The sequence below is a fragment of the Haloferax prahovense genome (genome assembly GCF_000723845.1).
In the GTDB taxonomy this organism is placed as follows: domain Archaea; phylum Halobacteriota; class Halobacteria; order Halobacteriales; family Haloferacaceae; genus Haloferax; species Haloferax prahovense.
On the sequence record NZ_LK053000.1, the window covers coordinates 2,266,591 to 2,285,140 of the forward strand.

The 18,550-nt window shown below is 65.3% G+C and carries 19 protein-coding genes; 16 read left to right on the top strand and 3 right to left on the bottom strand.

Annotation, left to right across the window (positions count from 1 at the left end; genetic code table 11):
- Both BN984_RS11345 and BN984_RS11350 read left to right on the top strand, forming a co-directional pair.
- The gene (locus BN984_RS11345) at positions 1-666 is read left to right on the top strand and encodes an ABC transporter ATP-binding protein (protein ID WP_008092484.1); all 666 of its coding nucleotides are present in this window, start codon (positions 1-3) and stop codon (positions 664-666) included.
- On the top strand, positions 663-1,808 hold the full coding sequence (locus tag BN984_RS11350) for an ABC transporter permease (protein ID WP_008092486.1): 1,146 nt from the start codon (positions 663-665) through the stop codon (positions 1,806-1,808). The genes BN984_RS11345 and BN984_RS11350 overlap by 4 nt, the downstream gene beginning before the upstream one ends.
- A gap of 88 nt (positions 1,809-1,896) precedes the next feature.
- On the opposite strand, the gene BN984_RS11355 is transcribed toward BN984_RS11350, so the two are convergent.
- The 3 genes from BN984_RS11355 to ribH all read right to left on the bottom strand — a co-directional run bounded on the left by BN984_RS11355 (position 1,897) and on the right by ribH (position 4,155).
- Positions 1,897-2,385: a type IV pilin gene (locus tag BN984_RS11355; protein WP_049968615.1), complete on the bottom strand. Its 489-nt coding sequence runs from the start codon at positions 2,383-2,385 to the stop codon at positions 1,897-1,899.
- A gap of 214 nt (positions 2,386-2,599) precedes the next feature.
- A complete protein-coding gene (locus BN984_RS11360) occupies positions 2,600-3,754 on the bottom strand; it encodes a pyridoxal phosphate-dependent aminotransferase (protein WP_008092489.1) in 1,155 nt (384 codons plus the stop codon).
- Positions 3,751-4,155 carry a 6,7-dimethyl-8-ribityllumazine synthase gene (gene ribH / locus BN984_RS11365; RefSeq protein ID WP_008092491.1) on the bottom strand — a complete coding sequence of 135 codons (405 nt, stop codon included), beginning with the start codon at positions 4,153-4,155 and terminating at the stop codon, positions 3,751-3,753. Before ribH ends, BN984_RS11360 begins: the two co-directional genes overlap by 4 nt.
- Positions 4,156-4,263: 108 nt before the next feature.
- Here ribH and BN984_RS11370 point away from each other — a divergent pair, with 108 nt between their 5' ends.
- The 14 genes from BN984_RS11370 to BN984_RS11435 all read left to right on the top strand — a co-directional run bounded on the left by BN984_RS11370 (position 4,264) and on the right by BN984_RS11435 (position 18,523).
- Positions 4,264-6,012: a flippase activity-associated protein Agl23 gene (locus BN984_RS11370; protein ID WP_008092493.1), complete on the top strand. Its 1,749-nt coding sequence runs from the start codon at positions 4,264-4,266 to the stop codon at positions 6,010-6,012.
- 159 nt (positions 6,013-6,171) lie between these two features.
- Entirely contained in the window at positions 6,172-7,320 is a 1,149-nt protein-coding gene (locus tag BN984_RS11375) for a 5-(carboxyamino)imidazole ribonucleotide synthase (RefSeq protein WP_008092495.1), read from the top strand.
- A gap of 6 nt (positions 7,321-7,326) precedes the next feature.
- Positions 7,327-7,938, top strand: coding sequence for a 5-(carboxyamino)imidazole ribonucleotide mutase (gene purE / locus BN984_RS11380; protein WP_049968279.1), 612 nt, complete (start codon positions 7,327-7,329; stop codon positions 7,936-7,938).
- A 188-nt stretch (positions 7,939-8,126) separates the two neighbouring features.
- Positions 8,127-8,543, top strand: coding sequence for an NADH-quinone oxidoreductase subunit A (locus BN984_RS11385; RefSeq protein WP_004977646.1), 417 nt, complete (start codon positions 8,127-8,129; stop codon positions 8,541-8,543).
- Positions 8,540-9,241, top strand: a complete 702-nt coding sequence (locus tag BN984_RS11390; protein WP_004977645.1) for an NADH-quinone oxidoreductase subunit B — start codon at positions 8,540-8,542, stop codon at positions 9,239-9,241. The genes BN984_RS11385 and BN984_RS11390 overlap by 4 nt, the downstream gene beginning before the upstream one ends.
- Positions 9,238-10,914, top strand: a complete 1,677-nt coding sequence (locus BN984_RS11395; protein ID WP_049968280.1) for an NADH-quinone oxidoreductase subunit D — start codon at positions 9,238-9,240, stop codon at positions 10,912-10,914. Before BN984_RS11390 ends, BN984_RS11395 begins: the two co-directional genes overlap by 4 nt.
- A complete protein-coding gene (locus BN984_RS11400; RefSeq protein WP_004977643.1) occupies positions 10,914-11,963 on the top strand; it encodes a complex I subunit 1/NuoH family protein in 1,050 nt (349 codons plus the stop codon). The genes BN984_RS11395 and BN984_RS11400 overlap by 1 nt, the downstream gene beginning before the upstream one ends.
- Entirely contained in the window at positions 11,960-12,421 is a 462-nt protein-coding gene (locus BN984_RS11405; RefSeq protein ID WP_004977642.1) for a NuoI/complex I 23 kDa subunit family protein, read from the top strand. The genes BN984_RS11400 and BN984_RS11405 overlap by 4 nt, the downstream gene beginning before the upstream one ends.
- Positions 12,422-12,526: 105 nt before the next feature.
- Positions 12,527-12,787, top strand: a complete 261-nt coding sequence (locus tag BN984_RS11410; protein ID WP_004977641.1) for an NADH-quinone oxidoreductase subunit J — start codon at positions 12,527-12,529, stop codon at positions 12,785-12,787.
- Positions 12,784-13,149 (top strand): NADH-quinone oxidoreductase subunit J family protein, encoded by a 366-nt coding sequence (locus BN984_RS11415; RefSeq protein WP_008092505.1) that lies wholly within the window; start codon positions 12,784-12,786, stop codon positions 13,147-13,149. The genes BN984_RS11410 and BN984_RS11415 overlap by 4 nt, the downstream gene beginning before the upstream one ends.
- Positions 13,149-13,451 carry an NADH-quinone oxidoreductase subunit NuoK gene (gene nuoK, locus BN984_RS11420; RefSeq protein ID WP_008092506.1) on the top strand — a complete coding sequence of 101 codons (303 nt, stop codon included), beginning with the start codon at positions 13,149-13,151 and terminating at the stop codon, positions 13,449-13,451. The genes BN984_RS11415 and nuoK overlap by 1 nt, the downstream gene beginning before the upstream one ends.
- Before the next feature lie 3 nt (positions 13,452-13,454).
- On the top strand, positions 13,455-15,476 hold the full coding sequence (gene nuoL, locus BN984_RS11425; RefSeq protein WP_008092507.1) for an NADH-quinone oxidoreductase subunit L: 2,022 nt from the start codon (positions 13,455-13,457) through the stop codon (positions 15,474-15,476).
- On the top strand, positions 15,473-17,002 hold the full coding sequence (locus BN984_RS11430; protein WP_008092510.1) for a complex I subunit 4 family protein: 1,530 nt from the start codon (positions 15,473-15,475) through the stop codon (positions 17,000-17,002). The genes nuoL and BN984_RS11430 overlap by 4 nt, the downstream gene beginning before the upstream one ends.
- A complete protein-coding gene (locus tag BN984_RS11435; protein WP_008092511.1) occupies positions 17,003-18,523 on the top strand; it encodes an NADH-quinone oxidoreductase subunit N in 1,521 nt (506 codons plus the stop codon).
- The last annotated feature ends 27 nt before the right edge of the window (positions 18,524-18,550 follow it).

Genomic DNA, 18,550 nt, shown 5'->3' on the forward strand with positions numbered 1-18,550 from the left:
ATGAACCACATCATCGAACTCCAACGCGTCTGGAAGCGCTACGACACCGGCGGCGAGGTCGTCGAGGCGCTCAAGGACGTGGACTTCCACGCCGACCCCGGCGAGTTCGTCACCGTCATGGGACCCTCCGGGAGCGGGAAGTCCACGATGCTGAACGTCCTCGGCCTCCTCGACACACCGACTGAAGGGACCGTCTACCTCGACGGACAGGACGTGACCGACCTCTCCGACCGGGAGATGACGGTCCACAGAAAGCGCTTTATCGGCTTCATCTTCCAGAGCTTCCACCTGATTCCGACGCTGTCGGCGCTGGAAAACGTGGAGATGCCGACGCTGTTCGGCGACGACCCGACCGCCCGCGACCGGGCGACGCGCCTGCTCGAACGCGTCGGCCTCGGCGAGCGGCTCGACCACCGGCCCGACCAGCTCTCGGGTGGGCAGAAACAGCGCGTCGCCATCGCGCGGGCGCTCATCAACGAGCCGCGCATCCTCCTCGCCGACGAGCCGACGGGGAACCTCGACCGGGCGACCGGGCGGAGCGTCCTCGACCTGTTCGACGAGATTCGCCGCGAGGACGACGTGGCGGTCATCGCCGTCACCCACGACCCCCAAATCGGCGACTACGCGGACCGAACGGTCGAACTCATCGACGGGAGGATACAGTGAGCGTCCTCGACGACCTCTTCCGGCGCGTCCCCGCGCTGTTGATGGCGCGTCGGAACCTCTCGCGCAACCGCATCCGCTCGGGGCTCGCCGTCCTCGGCATCATCATCGGCGTCCTCGCCATCGCGTCGCTCGGCATGTTCGGCACGACGCTCCGTACCGGTGCGACCCAGCAGCTCGGCGACATCGGCAACGAGATCAGCGTCTCGCCCAACTTCCAGGAGGGAATCGAGGAGCTCACCGAGCGCGACGTCGACGAGATTCGTCGCGCGGTCACCGACGGCGCGGTCGTCCCCGTCCGCTCCGAGTCGAAACTCGTCTCGCGAGGTGATCGACAGACCGTCACAACGGTCTACGGGATGGAAGACCCCGGCGCGCTCTACGAGGCCGAAGAGGGCCGCATCCCCGACCGGCTCAGACAGGGCGCGCTCGTCGGCTCCGGCACCGCCGGCCTGCTCGACGTCGAGCCCGGAAACACCATCTCCGTCGACGGTCGGACCTACCGCGTCTCGGCCGTGCTCGCCGAACAGCAGGGTATCTCGCTGGTCAGCCCGAACAACGCCGTCATCGTCCCCGTCGAGGACGTAAACGGCACGGGCTACTCGCAGGTCGTCGTCAGCGCCGACTCCGGACAGGCCGCGAACGAGTCGGCGGTCGCCATCCGCGAGGCCCTCAACGAGCGCGAAGAGCGCGTCTCGGTGTTCGAACTCCAGTCCATCACGGCGGGCATCAACGAGTTCTTCGGCATCCTCAACGCCTTCCTCATCGGCATCGGCTCCATCTCGCTGGTCGTCGCCGGCGTGAGCATCCTGAACGTCATGCTCATGAGCACCATCGAGCGACGCCAGGAAATCGGCGTCCTCCGCGCCGTCGGCGTCCAGCGCGGCGACGTGATTCGCATGATTCTCGCCGAGGCCGGCCTGCTCGGCGTCGCCGGCGGCGTCATCGGCGCGATACTCGCTGTCGGCGCGGGCGTCGCGCTCAACGCGTTCGTCCTGAACGACCCGCTTGCGACCTTCCAGGCGGCGAACCTCCTCTACATCGTCCTCGCGGTCGGGTTCGGCGTCGGCACCAGCGTCCTCTCGGGGCTGTACCCGGCGTGGAAGGCGGCCAACGAGCGGCCGGTGGAGGCGCTCAGGAAGTAGTTGGGACTCCGGGAGCGGAGTTTTGATGAAAAATGGGGCGTCGTCGGCCGCGCGTTGACCGATTACTGCAAAATTTTTTGCAGGGTCGTTACGCGTCGGGGCCGGTCCACTTCTGGAGAGTCGCGGAAGTCGAACCTGACTCGTCGGTCCAGACGATACGGACAGTCTGGTTGTGAAGAACATCCGTTGGCCCGTTGCTCGGCTTAATTGTCACTGAGTTCCCGGCGGAGACAGCAGCACCAGTGTCATCTTGGAGTGCATCCCAAGTGAGGCTCTTTGAAGCTTCAGTAGCCGATACTGTATCCGCCTTGTCTACAATCTTGACACCGGTTGTCACATTTAGACGGGCTGCACTGATTTCGTCGCCACTTTCGTGCGTGATGGTCAGATTGCCAGCATCGCTTCCATCAAAGTCGAAACTGAAACTCGCCTGCGGAGCGGTCGCCGTTTGCTCACCCAGTCCGAGGACGAACGTCCCGATAACGGCCGCGAGAATCACCGTAATCGCGACCATCAGAATCACGCCGATGACCGGCGAGACTGCACCATCGTCTGCTAGTAGTTGTCTTATTTTCATGAGTTGTATGCTCCATACACACGCGGCCCGTCCGCGGAAATCCCACCCGAAGAGCGGTATGTACGAGTAGTACATAGAGGGTAGACGAGATAAATCTAACCGAAGACACGACAACAAAAATCACGTTCAGCCCTAGCACACTGTCACATTGGTTGCCAGTACGCGCTCTCGGGGCTCGATACGACGGTGGAAAAATCGGGTCGCAGCGGGCGGCTCAGATGTAGTCGTGCTCGGCGAGGCGCTCGACGGCCTCGCGGAGTCGCTCTTCGCTCGCGGCGTAGGAGATGCGGGCGTAGCCCGGGGCGTTGAAGGCGCTGCCGGGGACGGTCGCGACCTTCGCGTCCTGAATCGCGCCCTCGCACCACGCCTGGTCGTCGTCGTCGACGGGGAGCATCATGTAGAACGCGCCCTTCGGGACGGCGACATCAACGTCGTGTTCGGCGAGGAGGTCCACGAGCATGTCGCGGCGGGCCTCGAACGCCTGGCGCATCTCCTCGACGTCGTCGTCGGTGCGCTCCGAGAGCGCCTCGACGCCGGCGTGCTGGACGAAGTTCACGGCGCAGGAGACCGAGTGCGAGTGGAGCTTACCGGCCTGCGAGATGAGGTCCGACGGGGCGTGGAGGTAGCCGAGCCGCCAGCCGGTCATCGAGAACGCCTTCGAGAAGCCGTTGATGGTGATGGTGCGGTCTTCCATCCCGTCGAGGGAGCCCAGCGAGGTGTGCTCGAAGCCGTCGTAGACGATGCGCTCGTAAATCTCGTCGGAGATGACGGCGAAGTCGTGTTCGACCGCGAGGTCGCGGACGCCTTCGAGCGCCGCGTCGGAGAAGACGCCGCCCGTCGGGTTCGACGGGGAGTTGACGACGAGGAGCTTCGTCTCGTCGGAGACCGTCTCGGCGAGTTCGTCCAGTGCGGGTTCGAGCCTGAAGTCGTGCTGTGCGAGGTCGACGCGGCTGAGGGTGCCGCCGGCGAGCTTCACCATCGCCTCGTAGGAGACCCACGCGGGGTCGAGGAGAACGACCTCGTCGCCGTCGTCGACGAGCGTCTGGAACGTCTCGAAGAGCGCCTGCTTGCCGCCGGGCGTGACGATGACCTCGTCGGCCTCGGCGTCGACGCCGTTCCCGCGGAGTTTCGCCGCGATTGCTTCCTTGAGTTCCGGGATTCCGTTCGACGAGGTGTAGCTCGTGTGTCCCGCGTCGAGCGCGTCCTTCGCCGCCTGCGTGATGTTGTCCGGAGTCGGGAAGTCCGGCGCGCCGACCGAGAGGTCGACCACGTCTTCGCCCTGCGCTTCCAGTTCGCTCGCGAGGTTCGAGATGGCGAGCGTCGCGCTCGGTTCGACGCGGCCGACTCGGTCGCTGAAATCGAAGTTCATGCCAACGCCTCCACCATATCAGTCGCAGCGTAAACCGCTTCCGCACCTTTGCTGACGCGCTCGCGTGCCTCAGCGCCGCTCATGCCGGGGCCGGAGACGCCGAACGAGACGGGTTTGTCGCGGTCCAGCGAGACCTCCGTCAGCGACTTCGCGGTCGCATCGGCGATGACGCGGTCGTGGTCGGTGTCGCCGGTGACGATTGCGCCGACGACGGCGACGGCGTCGATATCGTCGCGGCGGGCGAGTCGGTCGGCCGCGAGGGGCGAGTCGTACGCGCCGGGGACCTGAATCGTCTCGACCACCTCCGCGTCGCGCTCGGCGGCCGCGTCGCGGGCCGCCTCCTCCATCTGCTCCGTGACCGACGAGTTGAATCGGGCCACGACGAGTCCGAGTGAGACCATGGCCGACCCTTCCCGCCTCGGATAAAAGAACTACCGACACCGACCGAATTTGGTCTCCGGCGACGGGCAAGCACAAAAGTTGTATTGTCGGCGTTGCGATGGGTGGGCATGAGTACTGACAGTGGGACCGAGACGGTCACTCGGTCCCGTGCCCTCCTGGCGCTTTCGGGCGCGGTGGTCGTCGCCCTCCTCGTCCGCCTCGTCGACCTCGGCGGCCGAATCTTCCACTGGGACGAAGGCCGCGTCGGCTACTGGATTCTGCGCTATCACGAGACCGGCGAGTTCTCCTACCGGCCCATCATCCACGGCCCGTTTCTCCCCGTCGTCAACGACTATCTCTTCGCCGTCCTTCCGGCGACCGACTTCACGGCTCGACTCCCCGTGGCGCTCGTCGGCGGCCTGCTCCCGCTTTCGGTCTGGCTGTTCCGAGAGCATCTCCGCCGCGACGAGATGGTCGCGCTCGCGCTCTTCTTCGCGGCGAACCCCATTTTGGTCTACTACTCGCGGTTCATGCGCAACGACGTGCTGGTGGCCGCCTTCTCGTTCGTCGCGCTCGGCTTCGTCGTCCGCGCGTACGACACCGGCCGCCTCGCCTACCTCATCCCCGCGGGCGTCTCCTTCGCAACCGGGTCGGCGGCGAAGGAGAACTACGTCGTCTACCTCGCGTGTTTCCTCGGGGCGGCGTTCCTCGTCTTCGACCACCGACTGCTCGCTCGGACCTCGGCCGGCGAGTCCGCCCGCGACATCCTCTTTTCGGAACTGCCCGCGAGCATCCGCGACCGACTTCGCGCACGCGGGGCCGGCAGTCTCGGCTACGGCGGGGTTCGGTACGCCGTCGGCGTCCTCGGGGGCCTGCTCGCGTTCCTCGCCGTCTTCGTCTTCTTCTACGCGCCGCGGCCCGACCTCTGGAACGCGCTCGGCGGCTCAACTGCGGTTCTGCCCGTCCTCAGAGCCGGGACCGTCGGCGCGGTTTCCGAGATGTTCGGCAGTTGGCTCGGCGGGAGCCACCAGTCCCACGAGTACCTCCCGTACCTGAAGGACTTCCTCGAGACGTTCGTCTACGGCGCGCCGGTGCTCATCGTCTTCGCGCTCGTCGGCATCGTCGTGGACCGGTACGGCGTCGTCGCGGGCCGGGTTCGCTGGCTCGTCGCCTTCGCGACCTACTGGGGCGTCGTGAGCATCTTCGGCTACCCGCTGGCGACCGACATCCAAGCGCCGTGGGTCGTCGTCCACGCGATTGTCCCGCTCGCGGTCCCGGCGGCGGTCGGCGCGGCGTTCGTCTTCCGCTCCGGCGTGCAGGCGCTCGACGCCAAGGACACGGTCGGCGTCGGCCTCGCGGTACTCGTGCTCGTCGCCTCGGTCGGCGGCGTCGCGGCCGCCAACGTCGACTACTGGAACGCCTCGACCGACGAGGATAAGGAGGTGCTCCAGTGGGCCCAACCCGAAAACGACCTCAAGGCCACGCTCGACGACGTGGAGCGCGTCTCGGCCGCCAACCCCGGAACCGACGTGCTCCTGTACGGGACCCACCCGCCGGACAGCGACGAGACGCACTTCTACGTCTCCAACGAGTCGAACCCGCTCGGCGGGCCATCGTGGCACAGCCGACTCCCGCTCCCGTGGTACTTCGAGGGCTCGGGCGTCGAGCGCACCAGTAGCGCGCCGGACGCGAACGTCTCCGAGGTGACCGCCGACGCGCCGCCCGTCGTCATCGCCTACGAATGGGACCGAACCGAACTCGAATCCGAACTCGACGGCTACGTCGCGCGCCAGCACGCCTTCAAGCTCTGGAGCGAAGACGTGGTCGTCTTCATCGACGAGGACGCCCTCGCCGCCGCGAACGAGACGCGGGGCTGACGCCGGCCGCCGGCGTCTGACGACCCGATTTTCCTCGCGCCCGACGCGTGCGGGCGCCCGGCTCGTTCTGCGTCTTCTGCACCGATTATATCCACGGATGTGCTCATTTGAACGTATAATGTGGCAACGTTTATGCATCGACGTACTGAACCCGCGACTGTGACCGTCACCGTACCCGGACCCACGCTCGGCGTCGTCGGTGGGGGCCAGCTCGGGCGTATGCTCGGCGAGGCCGCCGCACCGCTCGGCGTCGACATCGTCGTGCTCGACCCGACACCCGACTGCCCGGCATCGGCCGTCGCCGACCAGATCGTCGGCGACTTCGACGACCCCGAGGCGATGGCGGAACTCGCCGCGCGGGCCGACGCGCTGACGTTCGAAATCGAACTCGCCGACCCGGACCTGCTCGACGAACTGGCCGCCGAGGAGGGAATCGAGGTCCACCCCTCGCCCGACGCGCTTCGGACCATCGAGGACAAACTGGTCCAGAAGGACACCTTCGGCGAGGCGGGCATCCCGATTCCGCCGTTCCACCGCGTCGACGACGCGGCCGACCTCCGCGACGCGCTCGACGAGTTCGGCTCGGTCATGCTGAAAGCCCGGACCGGCGGCTACGACGGCCGCGGAAACGTCCCCGTCACCGACCCGGAGGACGCCGAGGCCGCCATCGAGGCGGTCGGCGGCCCGGCGATGGCCGAGGCGTTCGTCGACTTCGAGCGCGAACTGTCGGTCATCGGCGTCCGCGGCGAGGACGAGATTCGGACCTTCCCCGTCGGCGAGAACGTCCACGAAGAGGAGATTCTCCGCGAGACCGTCGTCCCGGCGCGGACGACCGACGAGGTCCGTGAGGAGGCCGACCGCGTCGCCCGCGAGGTGCTTTCGCACCTGCCCGGCCGCGGCGTCTTCGGCATCGAACTGTTCGAGACGGCGGCGGGCGACGTGCTCGTCAACGAGGTCGCCCCGCGCCCGCACAACTCCGGCCACTGGTCCATCGAGGGCGCGCTCACCTCGCAGTTCGAACAGCACGTCCGCGCCGTGCTCGGGTGGCCGCTCGGCGCGACGACTCGCCGGTCGCCCACCGTGATGGCGAACGTCCTCGGCACCGTCGACGAGAGCCGACCGGCGCGGCTCGGCGGCCTCGACGACGCCCTCGGTGAATCGGGCGTTTCGCTGCACTGGTACGGCAAAGACGAGGTGCGCCCGCTCCGCAAGATGGGCCACCTCACCGCCGTCGGCGACGAGGACGTCGACCTCGAAGCGCTTCTCGCACGCACGCGAGACCTCCGGGACGGACTACACTTCGACTGATACACAATGACGACAGAACGGGACCTCATCGACGAACTGCACGCACAGGCCGACGCCGACCGCGACCCCGAGACGACGCCCGACGTGGGCATTATCATGGGGTCGGACTCCGACCTCGACGTGATGTCCGGCGCGCACGAGGCGCTGGACACGCTCGGGTTCGGCGAGCAGACCGACTTCGACGCGCCGCCCGAAGAGCGGTTCACCTACGAGACGTACGTCGTCTCCGCGCACCGGACGCCCGACCTGATGTACGCCTACGGCGACACCGCGCGCGACCGCGGCGTCGAGGTCATCATCGCCGGCGCGGGCGGCAAGTCCGCGGACCTGCCGAACATGACCGCCTCCATCGCGTACCCGATTCCGGTCGTCGGCGTCCCCGTCCAGGAGAAGTCGGTCGACTCGGTCATCGGGATGCCAACGGGTGCACCCATCGTCGCGGTCGACGCCGGCAAGTCGTTCAACGCCGCGCTGTCGGCTGTACAGGCACTCTCGCGCGGCTACCCCGAGCTCGAAGACCGGCTCGTCGAGTATCACGAAGACCTCGTTTCCGACGTGGCCGAGACCTCGGCCGCGCTCCACGACCTCGGCGTCGCGGGCTTCCGCGAATCGCGGTAGCGAAGCGTCCGTCGTCGCCGGTCAGTCTTCCGCAAGCGGGGGTCGCTCCCGGCGTCGAAACCCTGCCCGTGCGGGGTTCCGGGCGTCTCTCGCGTATTTTCCAAATAGAAGCTCTCTCGCGCCCGAAACACACAAATCAATGTTTATAGGGGAGCGCTTCTAACCGCCGCACGTCAGGGAGACACGGCATGAGTGATTGGATTGCAATCGGTGCGATGGGGCTGGTTGGTGTCGGCATACCGCTCGCGATGATGGCGGTGTCGGCGCTGCTGCGCCCAAGCGTACCGGAACAAGGAAAGAGTGCCACGTACGAGAGTGGTGAGGTGCCGACAGGCACGGCGCGCGTCCAGTTTAACATTCAGTACTACATGGTCGCGCTGCTGTTCCTCGTGTTCGACATCGAGACCGTCCTGATTTTCCCGTGGACGGTCATTTACCGCTCGGCCCTCGAACAGGGCGCGTCGCTGGCGACGATTCTGACGCCGATGCTCGTTTTCATCGGTATCCTCGTCGTCGGCCTCGTCTGGGCGTGGCGCAACGGCGCAGTCAAGTGGGTCAAAAGCCCGCAGGCAAACCGTCGTAAGACAGAGAGGCAAGATGCATGAGTAGCGAACAGAAGCCATTCGTCACGGACGACACACAGGTACAGACCGAGACTCGCGACGCCCGGATGGCGGGGGCGGACGACCGGTTCAACTCGAAGCTTCGGGAGGCGTTCGGCTCGTCACCGTTCATCCTCACGAAGTTCGACAAGTTCATGAACTGGGTCCGCGGGTCCTCGATGTTCATGCTGCAGTTCGGTATCGCGTGCTGCAGCATCGAGATGATGCACACCTACGGAATCAAGCACGACCTCGACCGATTCGCGGCGGGTGTGCCGCGCGCGTCGCCGCGACAGGCTGACGTGATTATCGTGCCGGGGACTATCGTCTCGAAGTTCGCCCCGCGCATGAAGCGCGTCTACGACCAGATGCCCGAACCGAAGTTCGTCGTCGGCATGGGGTCGTGTACGATTTCCGGCGGCCCGTTCCAGGAGGGCTACAACGTCATCAAGGGCGCAGAAGAGGTCATCCCGGTTGACATCCACATCCCCGGCTGCCCGCCGCGCCCGGAGGCGCTCATCTACGGTATCGCGAAGCTCCAAGAGCGCATCGCGAACGGCGAGTCCAGCCCGGTGACGGTCAAGCCGTACGAACTGGAGCAGTTCGGCGACCTCGAGCGCGACGAAATCGTCGACAAGCTCGCGGCGGAAATCGACGAGGAAGACCTCGTCATGCGGTACAACTGGGCTGATTCGCCATGAGCCTCGAAGAACAACAGCCCGACGACCCCGCGGAACTCGAATCGGGCGTCAGCCGCGGCGACGAACTCGCCGACCTGCTCGGCGACCTCGTCGTCGGTCGCGAAGAACACCTGAACGCGCCAGGCCTCGTCATCCGTCCCGACGAGGTCCAAGACGCGCTGTTCAAGCTCCGCGACGAGGCCGGATTCGACCACCTCTCGTGTGTGACCGCACAGGAGTACGAGGACCGCTACGAGTCCATCTACCATCTGACGAAGTTCGACGACCGGACCGACGAGGTCTCGGTCGTCGTGCCCACCTCGAAGGACAACCCGGTCAGTCAGTCCGCCGAGCCGGTGTTCCGGACGGCCGACTGGCACGAGCGCGAGGCGTACGACCTCGTCGGCATCCAGTACGAGGACCACCCGGACCTGCGTCGCATCCTGCTTCCGGACACGTGGCAGGGTCACCCGCTCGGACTGGACTACGACCAGGACCGCCCGCAGATCGCGACGCTCCGCGAGCACGCCAACCCGCTCGAAGGAGACCACCGCTCCGCGGGCGACAGCAACACGATGTACATCAACATCGGGCCGCACCACCCGGCGACCCACGGCGTGCTGCACGTCGAGACGGTCGTCGACGGCGAGCAGGTGGTCGACCTCGATTCCGACATCGGCTACCTCCACCGCTGCGAGGAGCAGATGTGTCAGCAGGGGACCTACCGGCACCAGATTATGCCGTACCCCGACCGCTGGGACTACATCTCGGCGGGGCTGCTGAACGAGTGGGCCTACGCCCGCACCGCGGAGGACCTCGCGGACATCGAGGTCCCCGAGTACGCCCAGATCATCCGCACGATGGGCGCGGAACTGTGCCGCATCGCGTCGCACATGATCGCGCTCGGCACGTTCGCGCTGGACGTGTACGGCGACTTCACGGCCATCTTCATGTACGCCATGCGGGACCGCGAAATCGTCCAGAACATTCTGGAGGACCTCACCGGTCAGCGCATGATGTTCAACTACTTCCGGCTCGGCGGGGTCGTCTGGGACCTCCCGGAACCCCGCGAGGAGTTCTTCGAGAAGATTCGCGACTTCATCGACGAGCTCCCGCAGGCGCTCGAGGAGTACCACGACATGATCACCTCGAACGAGATTCTCCAGGCGCGGACGGTCGGCACGGGCGTCCTGCCGCCTGAGGTCGCCAAGAGCTACGGTGCGACCGGACCGGTCGCCCGCGGCTCGGGCATCGACTACGACCTCCGCCGCGACGACTCCTACGGCTACTACGACGAACTCGACTGGGACGTCGTCGTCGAGGACGGCTGCGACAACTTCTCGCGCCTGCTCGTGCGCATGCGCGAGGTCGAGGAGTCGGCCAAGATCATCCAGCAGTGCGTTGACCTGCTCGAAGACTGGCCCGAAGACGAGCGGAACATCCAGGCGAACGTTCCGCGCACCCTGAAGCCCGAAGAGGACACGGAGATCTACCGCGCCGTCGAAGGCGCGAAGGGCGAACTCGGCATCTACATCCGCGCCGACGGCACCGACAAGCCGGCCCGATTCAAGATTCGCAGTCCGTGCTTCTCGAACCTCCAGACGCTCCCCGAGATGTCCGAGGGTGAGTACATCCCGGACATGATTGCCTCGCTCGGCAGTCTCGACATCGTTCTCGGAGAGGTGGACCGGTAATGAGTCTGCAAGCGGTCCTTCCGGACACGATCAGCGGCCTCCTCGGTCTCGAAGGCATCCTCGGCGACGTCGTCGGGGGTCTCGTTGGCGCGTTCCTCATCGCCAACATCATGCTCATCATGACGGCGTTCGCCGGACCGTGGGCCAAACGGAAGATTACGGCCGCTTTCGGTGACCGCATCGCGGTCAACCGAATCGGCCCGTTCGGTCTCCTGACCATCGTCACGGACGCGGTCCGACTGCTGTCGAAGGAACTCATCGTTCCCGAGGGCGTCGACCGTCCCGCGTGGGACCTCGCGCCGATGGTCATTCCCTTCTCCGCGCTGCTCGGATTCGCCGTCATCCCGATGGGTAACGGCATCCAGCTCGCGGACCCCGAGACCGGTCTCGCGTTCGCCTTCGCCGCGGCGTCTATCGCCTCGCTGGGCATCGTCATGACCGGCTACGCATCGAACAACAAGTTCTCGCTCATCGGCGCGCTCCGCGCGGTCGCGTCGAACATCGCCTACGAGATTCCGCTCGTCGTCACGGCGGCCTCCGTCGTCATCTTCGCCGGGTCGCTCCGCATGAGCGAAATCGTCGCCGTGCAGGCCGAGCCGCTGCTTTCGGTCGCGGGCGTGACGATTCCGACGTGGTTCGCGTTCGTGAATCCCTTCGCGTTCGCGCTGTTCATCATCGCGAACCTCGCGGAGGTCGGCCGTAACCCGTTCGACATCCCCGAAGCGCCGACCGAGATTGTCGCCGGGTTCCAGACCGAGTACTCCTCGGTCTACTTCGTGCTCATCTACCTCGGTGAGTTCATCCACATCTTCCTCGGCGGCGCTATCGCGGCGACGCTGTTCCTCGGCGGTCCGGCGGGCCCGGTCCTGCCCGGATTCGTCTGGTTCACCATCAAAATCTGGGCGTTCTTCCTGTTCACCCAGTGGGCGCGCTCCGCGATTCCGCGCCTTCGCGTCGATCAGTTCCTCGAAATCGGTTGGAAGGGGATGCTCGTGCTCTCCTTCGCCAACCTGGTTCTCACGGCCATCATCGTGGGGGTGATTGTATGATCGGAATCCTGAAAGGCATGGCAGTGACGCTGAGGCACGCGCTCGACGGCGAGACGTTCACGGTCGAGTACCCCGAGACCGCGCCAGAAGTGAGCCCGCGTTTCCGCGGCGTCCACAAGTTCAGCCAAGAGCGGTGTATCTGGTGCCGTCAGTGTGAGAACGTCTGTCCGAACGACACGATTCAGATCGTTCAGGACGACAAGCGCAACGGCGAGCAGTACAACCTCCACATCGGCCAGTGTATCTACTGCCGGCTGTGCGAGGAGGTCTGTCCCGTCGACGCCATCCTACTCACGCAGAACTTCGAGTTCACGGCGGACACGAAAAACGACTTCGTCTACAACAAAGAACAGCTCAAGAACGTCCCGTGGTACAAGGATATCGACCCGCTCAACTCTCGCAACCCCGACCGCAACGCGTGGATCGGCGAGGGCGAAGGAGAGGTCGATTACCAGTAACATGACCGCGAGTGAATCGTTCGAGTCCCGTCAGCCCGCGTCCGCTACCGGACGCTGAGGACGTTCTCGAAATGTTCAAAGGGATATCTCAAGGAGACATACACAATGGTTTATGAAACCATCGCGTTCGCGCTGTTCGCCCTCGTCACCGTGGGCTGCAGCCTGGGCGTCGTCCTCGTGCGGGACATCTGGCATTCCGCACTCCTGCTCGGGGGCGCGCTCTTGAGCGTCGCGGTGCATTACGTGATGTTGCAGGCGGAGTTCCTCGCCGCCATGCAAGTCCTCGTCTACGTCGGCGGGGTACTGATTCTCATCACGTTCGCCGTGATGCTGACGCGTATCGATCCGGAGGTGAGTAGTACATGACCACGAAACCGCAGCTGAAACTCGGTTCGCACCTCGTGCCCGGACTGGCTGCCGTCGCGCTGTTCGTCGTGATGGCGGTCGTGTTCCTCGGCGCGTCGTTCCCGAACCCACAGGGGTTCGCAGAGGGAGCAAACATCACCGCGAGCATCGGCTATTCGATGTTCAACCTCGACTTCGGGGACGTCGCCGGGGAAGGGTTCCTCGCCGCGTTCATCGTCATCGCGGTAACGCTCGACGTCGCTCTTGACGGTGCCATCCACCTCGCACGGCGCGAGGAGGGTGGTCAGATGCGGACTATTCTGACCGACGGCGGCCGTGAAATCAAGCGAACGTTGTTCGACGACGAGGAGGGTGACCGCTGATGGTGCCCCCGCAATACTATCTGCTCTTGTCGGCAGCCGTGTTCTGCATCGGCATTTTCGGCCTCTTGACTCGACGGAACGCGCTGTTGTTCCTGATGTCGGTCGAACTGATGCTGAACGCCGCAAACATCAATCTCGTCGCGTTCTCGCTCTACTGGGGGAACGTTACGGGGCAAACGTTCACCCTGTTCACGCTGGCGCTCGCGGCCGCGGAGGTCGCAGTCGGTATCGGTATCATCCTCGTACTGTACCGTAACTTCGACGACGTGGACGTGACCAACGCGACCACGATGAGGTGGTAATATATGGCAGGTATCTTAGACTTCGCTCCGGCCATCGTCCTCCTCCCGTTCCTCTCGTTCCTGATTGCACTCGGGGCGGGACGGTACATGCCGAAGGGAGGCGCGCTGGCGGGCATCGGCGCGACGGCAGGCTCGTTCGTCCTGTCCATCGCGACGTTCTTCGCCGTCAGCGGCGGACAGACCTACAACCAAACGATTTACACGTGGGCGGAGGGCCTCGACGCGATCAACCTGACGTTCGGTCTGCTCATCGACCCGCTTTCGTCGATGATGCTCGTCATCGTGACGCTCGTCGCGCTCCTCGTCCACATCTTCAGCCTCGGATACATGAACGACGAGGGCGAGACGGGCCTCCCGCGCTACTACGCCGGACTCGGCCTGTTCACGGCCTCCATGCTCGGGTTCGTCGTCGCCGACAACCTGCTCATGGCGTTCATGTTCTTCGAGCTGGTGGGCCTGTGTTCCTACCTGCTCATCGGTTTCCACTTCCGGCAGGACGGCCCGCCGAGTGCCGCGAAGAAGGCGTTCCTCGTCACCCGCTTCGGTGACTACTTCTTCCTCATCGGCGTCGTCGCCGTCTTCGCGACGTTCGGCTCCGCCGCTTTCGCCGGTCCGGACGCCTTCCCGGTCCTCGCCGAGGAGGCGCTCAACGGCGAACACTCGGTCAACACGTTCCTCGGTATGGGCGAACAGGCGTGGTTCACCGTCGTCGGCCTCCTCGTTCTCGGAGGCGTCGTCGGTAAGTCCGCGCAGTTCCCCCTGCACACGTGGCTTCCGGACGCGATGGAAGGTCCGACGCCCGTCTCCGCGCTCATCCACGCAGCGACGATGGTCGCGGCCGGCGTCTACCTCGTCGCCCGGATGTACGGGTTCTACGTGCTGACGCCGACGACGCTCGCTATCATCGCCCTCATCGGCGGATTCACCGCTCTCTTCGCGGCGACCATGGGCGTCGTCAAGAAAGAGATCAAGCAGGTGCTCGCGTACTCGACTATCAGCCAGTACGGCTACATGATGCTCGGCCTCGGTGCCGGTGGCTACGTCGCGGCGACGTTCCACCTCATGACGCACGCCTTCTTCAAGGCGCTGCTCTTCCTCGGTGCCGGTTCGGTCATCATCGCGATGCACCACAACGAGAACATGTGGGACATGGGCGGTCTGAAAGACAAGATGCCCGTGACCTACTACGCGTTCCTCTCCGGGTCGCTCGCCCTCGCGGGCATCGTCCCGTTCGCGGGCTTCTGGTCGAAAGACGAGGTCCTCTACGAGACGCTCATCCACGGCCTCGGCGGCAGTCCGATTCTGCTCGCCGCGTACGCGATGGGCCTGCTCGCCGTGTTCTTCACGGGGTTCTACACCTTCCGGATGGTGTTCCTCACCTTCCACGGCGAGCCACGGTCCGGAACGGCGCGTGACCCCCACGGCGTTCGCTGGAACGTCAAGGGTCCGCTCGCCGTCCTCGGCGTGCTCGCCGCGACGACCGGGCTCGTCAACATGGTCCCGGTCGAGAAGCTCTTCGGTATCAAGGGCATCGACTTCCTACACCAGTTCCTCGACGGGAGCTTCAGCTCGCTGAACGCGCACCACTACGCCGAACTCATCCCGTACAGTTCGGGCTACATCGGCGGCGAGGCCGGAACGGTTGCTATCGGGGCGGCCGTCTCGCTCGGCTTCGCGCTCGGCGGTGCCGCGCTCGCGCACGTGCTGTACAACGTCCCCGAGCCTGTCGAACACACGGACAAGCTCGGGAGCATCAAGACCGTACTGTACAACAACTACTACCAAGACGAGTACCAGGTCTGGATCGCGACCGGCGTCGTCCAACCCATCTCGCGCGTCCTCGATAAGTTCGACCAGGGTATCGTCGACGGCGTCGTCAACGGTATCTCCAGCGTGAGCCTGTTCGCTGGCGGTCGCGTCAAGCGCATTCAGACCGGTGTGGTGAGCAACTACGCCGCGCTCCTCACGCTCGGTCTGACCGCGCTGCTTCTCGGTCTCGGTCTGCTCGGAGGTTGGTTCGCATGATAATCGAAGCGCTCATCGCAGTCACGTTCCTCGCCGCGCTGGTCACCTTCGTCCTGCCGAACCGGTACGCCGGCAAGGCGGCCTTCGCGCTGAGTCTGGCTCCCGTCGTCGGGAGCCTCTACATGTGGCAACAGTACGACGCGAGCGGGAACGCCTTACTCGGCGGGAACATCGCGTTCGAGACAGACGTCGCCTGGCTGCAACTCGGCCAGTACGACATTCACTGGATGGTCGGCGTCGACGGCATCAGCATGCCGCTTGTCGTCCTTACGACCATCCTCACCACGCTCGCTATCGTCAGCGCGTGGACGCCCATCTCGGAGCGTCAGTCCCAGTTCTTCGGCCTGATGCTTCTCATGGAGGCGAACCTGCTCGGCGTCTTCACGGCGCTCGACTTCTTCGTCTGGTTCATCTTCTGGGAGGCTGTGCTCCTGCCGATGTACTTCCTCATCGGCGTCTGGGGCGGCCCACGCCGCAAGTACGCGGCTATCAAGTTCTTCGTCTACACGAACATCGCGTCGCTCGTGATGTTCATCGGGTTCATCTCGCTCGTGTTCGGTCTCGGCGACTCGATCTCGTCGTTCCGCCTGCCCGAAATCGCGCAGGCGTTGCAGGCCGGACAGCTCGGGAGCTTCGCGGGACTGTCGGCCGGCGCGCTCGCGTCGGTCGCGTTCGTCGCGATGTTCTTCGGGTTCGCGGTGAAGGTCCCGGTCGCCCCGCTCCACACGTGGCTGCCGGACGCACACGTTGAGGCCCCCACGCCGGTGTCGGTCATGCTGGCCGGGGTCCTCCTGAAGATGGGTACGTACGCCCTGCTCCGGTTCAACTTCACGATGCTGCCGGAGACGGCGCGCGCCTTCGCGCTTCCCATCGCCCTGCTCGCCGTCGCAAGCGTCATCTACGGCGCACTGCTCGCGCTGGCCCAGCAGGACCTCAAGCGCATCGTCGCGTACTCCTCCGTCTCGTCGATGGGGTACGTCATCCTCGGTCTCATCGCCTACACCACCTACGGCGTCGGCGGTGCGACCTTCCAGATGGTCGCCCACGGTCTTATCTCGGGACTCATGTTCATGGCCGTCGGCGTCATCTACAACACGACCCACACGCGCATGGTGTCGGACATGTCCGGCATCGCCGACCGGATGCCCGTCACGGCGGGCATCTTCGTCGCCGGTGCGTTCGGGTACATGGGTCTGCCGCTCATGGCCGGCTTCGCGGCCGAGTTCTTCATCTTCAAGGGCGCGTTCGAGTCCACGGTGATGGAGGCCATGCCGCTGTTCACCGGCGCCGCGATGTTCGGTATCGTCATCGTCGCCGGTTACCTGCTGTTCGCGATGCAGCGGACGCTGTTCGGACCCTTCCGGTTCGACGGCGACTACGACATCACGGAAGCGCCGTTCCACGACGTCGCACCCCTCGCGGTGCTGCTCCTGCTCACCATCGTGCTCGGTGTCTCTCCGGACATCTTCTTCACGATGATTCAGGACGCGGTTAACCCGATTCTCGAACTGGGAGGTGCGTTCTAGATGACGCCCCTCCAGACGCTCCCAGAGTGGGCGGCGACGGCTCCCGCCATCGTGCTCGCGCTGACGGGGCTCGCGCTGCTGCTCATCGACACCATCGACCCGGACTCCACGAACAACGGCCTTCTGGCCGGCACGGCGACGCTCGGCGCGCTCGCCGCCGGCGGTATCGCCGGCTGGTTCCTCATCAACGGAACCGGCATGGAGTCCACGGGCGGCGCTATCTCGCTGTACGGCGACGCGCTCGTCGTCGACGGGATGAGCCTGTTCTTCACGCTCATCTTCACCAGCGTCGCCGCGATGGTGACCGTCGCCTCCTACGACTACCTCGCGGATGAGGCCCACCAGGGTGAGTTCTACTCGCTCGTGATATTCGCCACGACCGGCATGACGCTCATGGGGATGTCGAACTCGCTGGCGACAGTCTTCATCAGCCTCGAACTGGCGTCCCTGCCCTCGTACGCGCTCGTCGCGTTCCTCAAGAAGGACCGCGGCAGCATCGAGGCCGGTCTGAAGTACTTCCTCATCGGCGCGCTGTCGTCGGCGGTGTTCGCGTTCGGTATCAGCCTCGTGTTCGCCGTCACCGGCTCGCTGGTGCTCCCGGAAGTCGCCGCGTCGCTCGCCGAAGGCACCGAACTCGTCGGTGTCCTCGGTCTCGGCGTGCTGATGATCGCCGGCGGCTTCGCATTCAAGACTGCCTCCGTCCCGTTCCACTTCTGGGCGCCGGAGGCCTACGAGGGCGCGCCCGCTCCCGTGAGCGCGTTCCTCTCGTCGGCGTCGAAGGCGGCCGGCTTCGCCGTCGCCTTCCGCGTGTTCACCGTCGCGTTCCCCCTCGAAACCGTCACCGCGGTCGGCGGCGGGAGCGTCGACTGGTCGCTGCTGTTCGCGGTGCTCGCCGTCGTCACCATGACGCTCGGTAACTTCGCGGCGGCGACCCAGAACAACGTCAAGCGGATGCTCGCGTACTCCTCTATCGGTCACGCAGGGTACGCACTCATCGGCCTCGCGGCAATCACCACTGACGGCGGTGCCGCGAACGGTGACGTGCTCGGCGCGAGCATGGCCCACCTGTTCGTCTACGGCTTCATGAACACGGGCGCGTTCCTGTTCATCGCCATGGTCGAAAAGTGGGGTCTCGGCCGCACCTTCGAGGACTACAACGGTATCGCGTCGAAGGCACCCATCGCCGCCTCGGCGATGACCGTCTTCATGTTCTCGCTCGCGGGGCTTCCGCCGTTCGGCGGCTTCTTCTCGAAGTACGCCCTGTTCGAGTCGGCTATCGGGTCGGGCTTCTGGTGGCTCGCCGCGGTCGGCGCGGTCAACAGCGCGCTGTCGCTGTTCTACTACAGCCGCGTCGTGAAGGCGATGTGGATCGAGGAGCCGTCGAAGCCCCTCGAAATCGGCAGCCAGCCGGTCGGTCTCTACGTGGCGATCATCTTCGCCGCGGTCGGGACGGTCCTGCTCCTGCCCGGCTTCCAACCCGTCATCGAGACGGCTCAGACCGTCGCCGCCGCGCTCTTCTGAGCGTTTCGGCGATTCGGTTCGATTCGG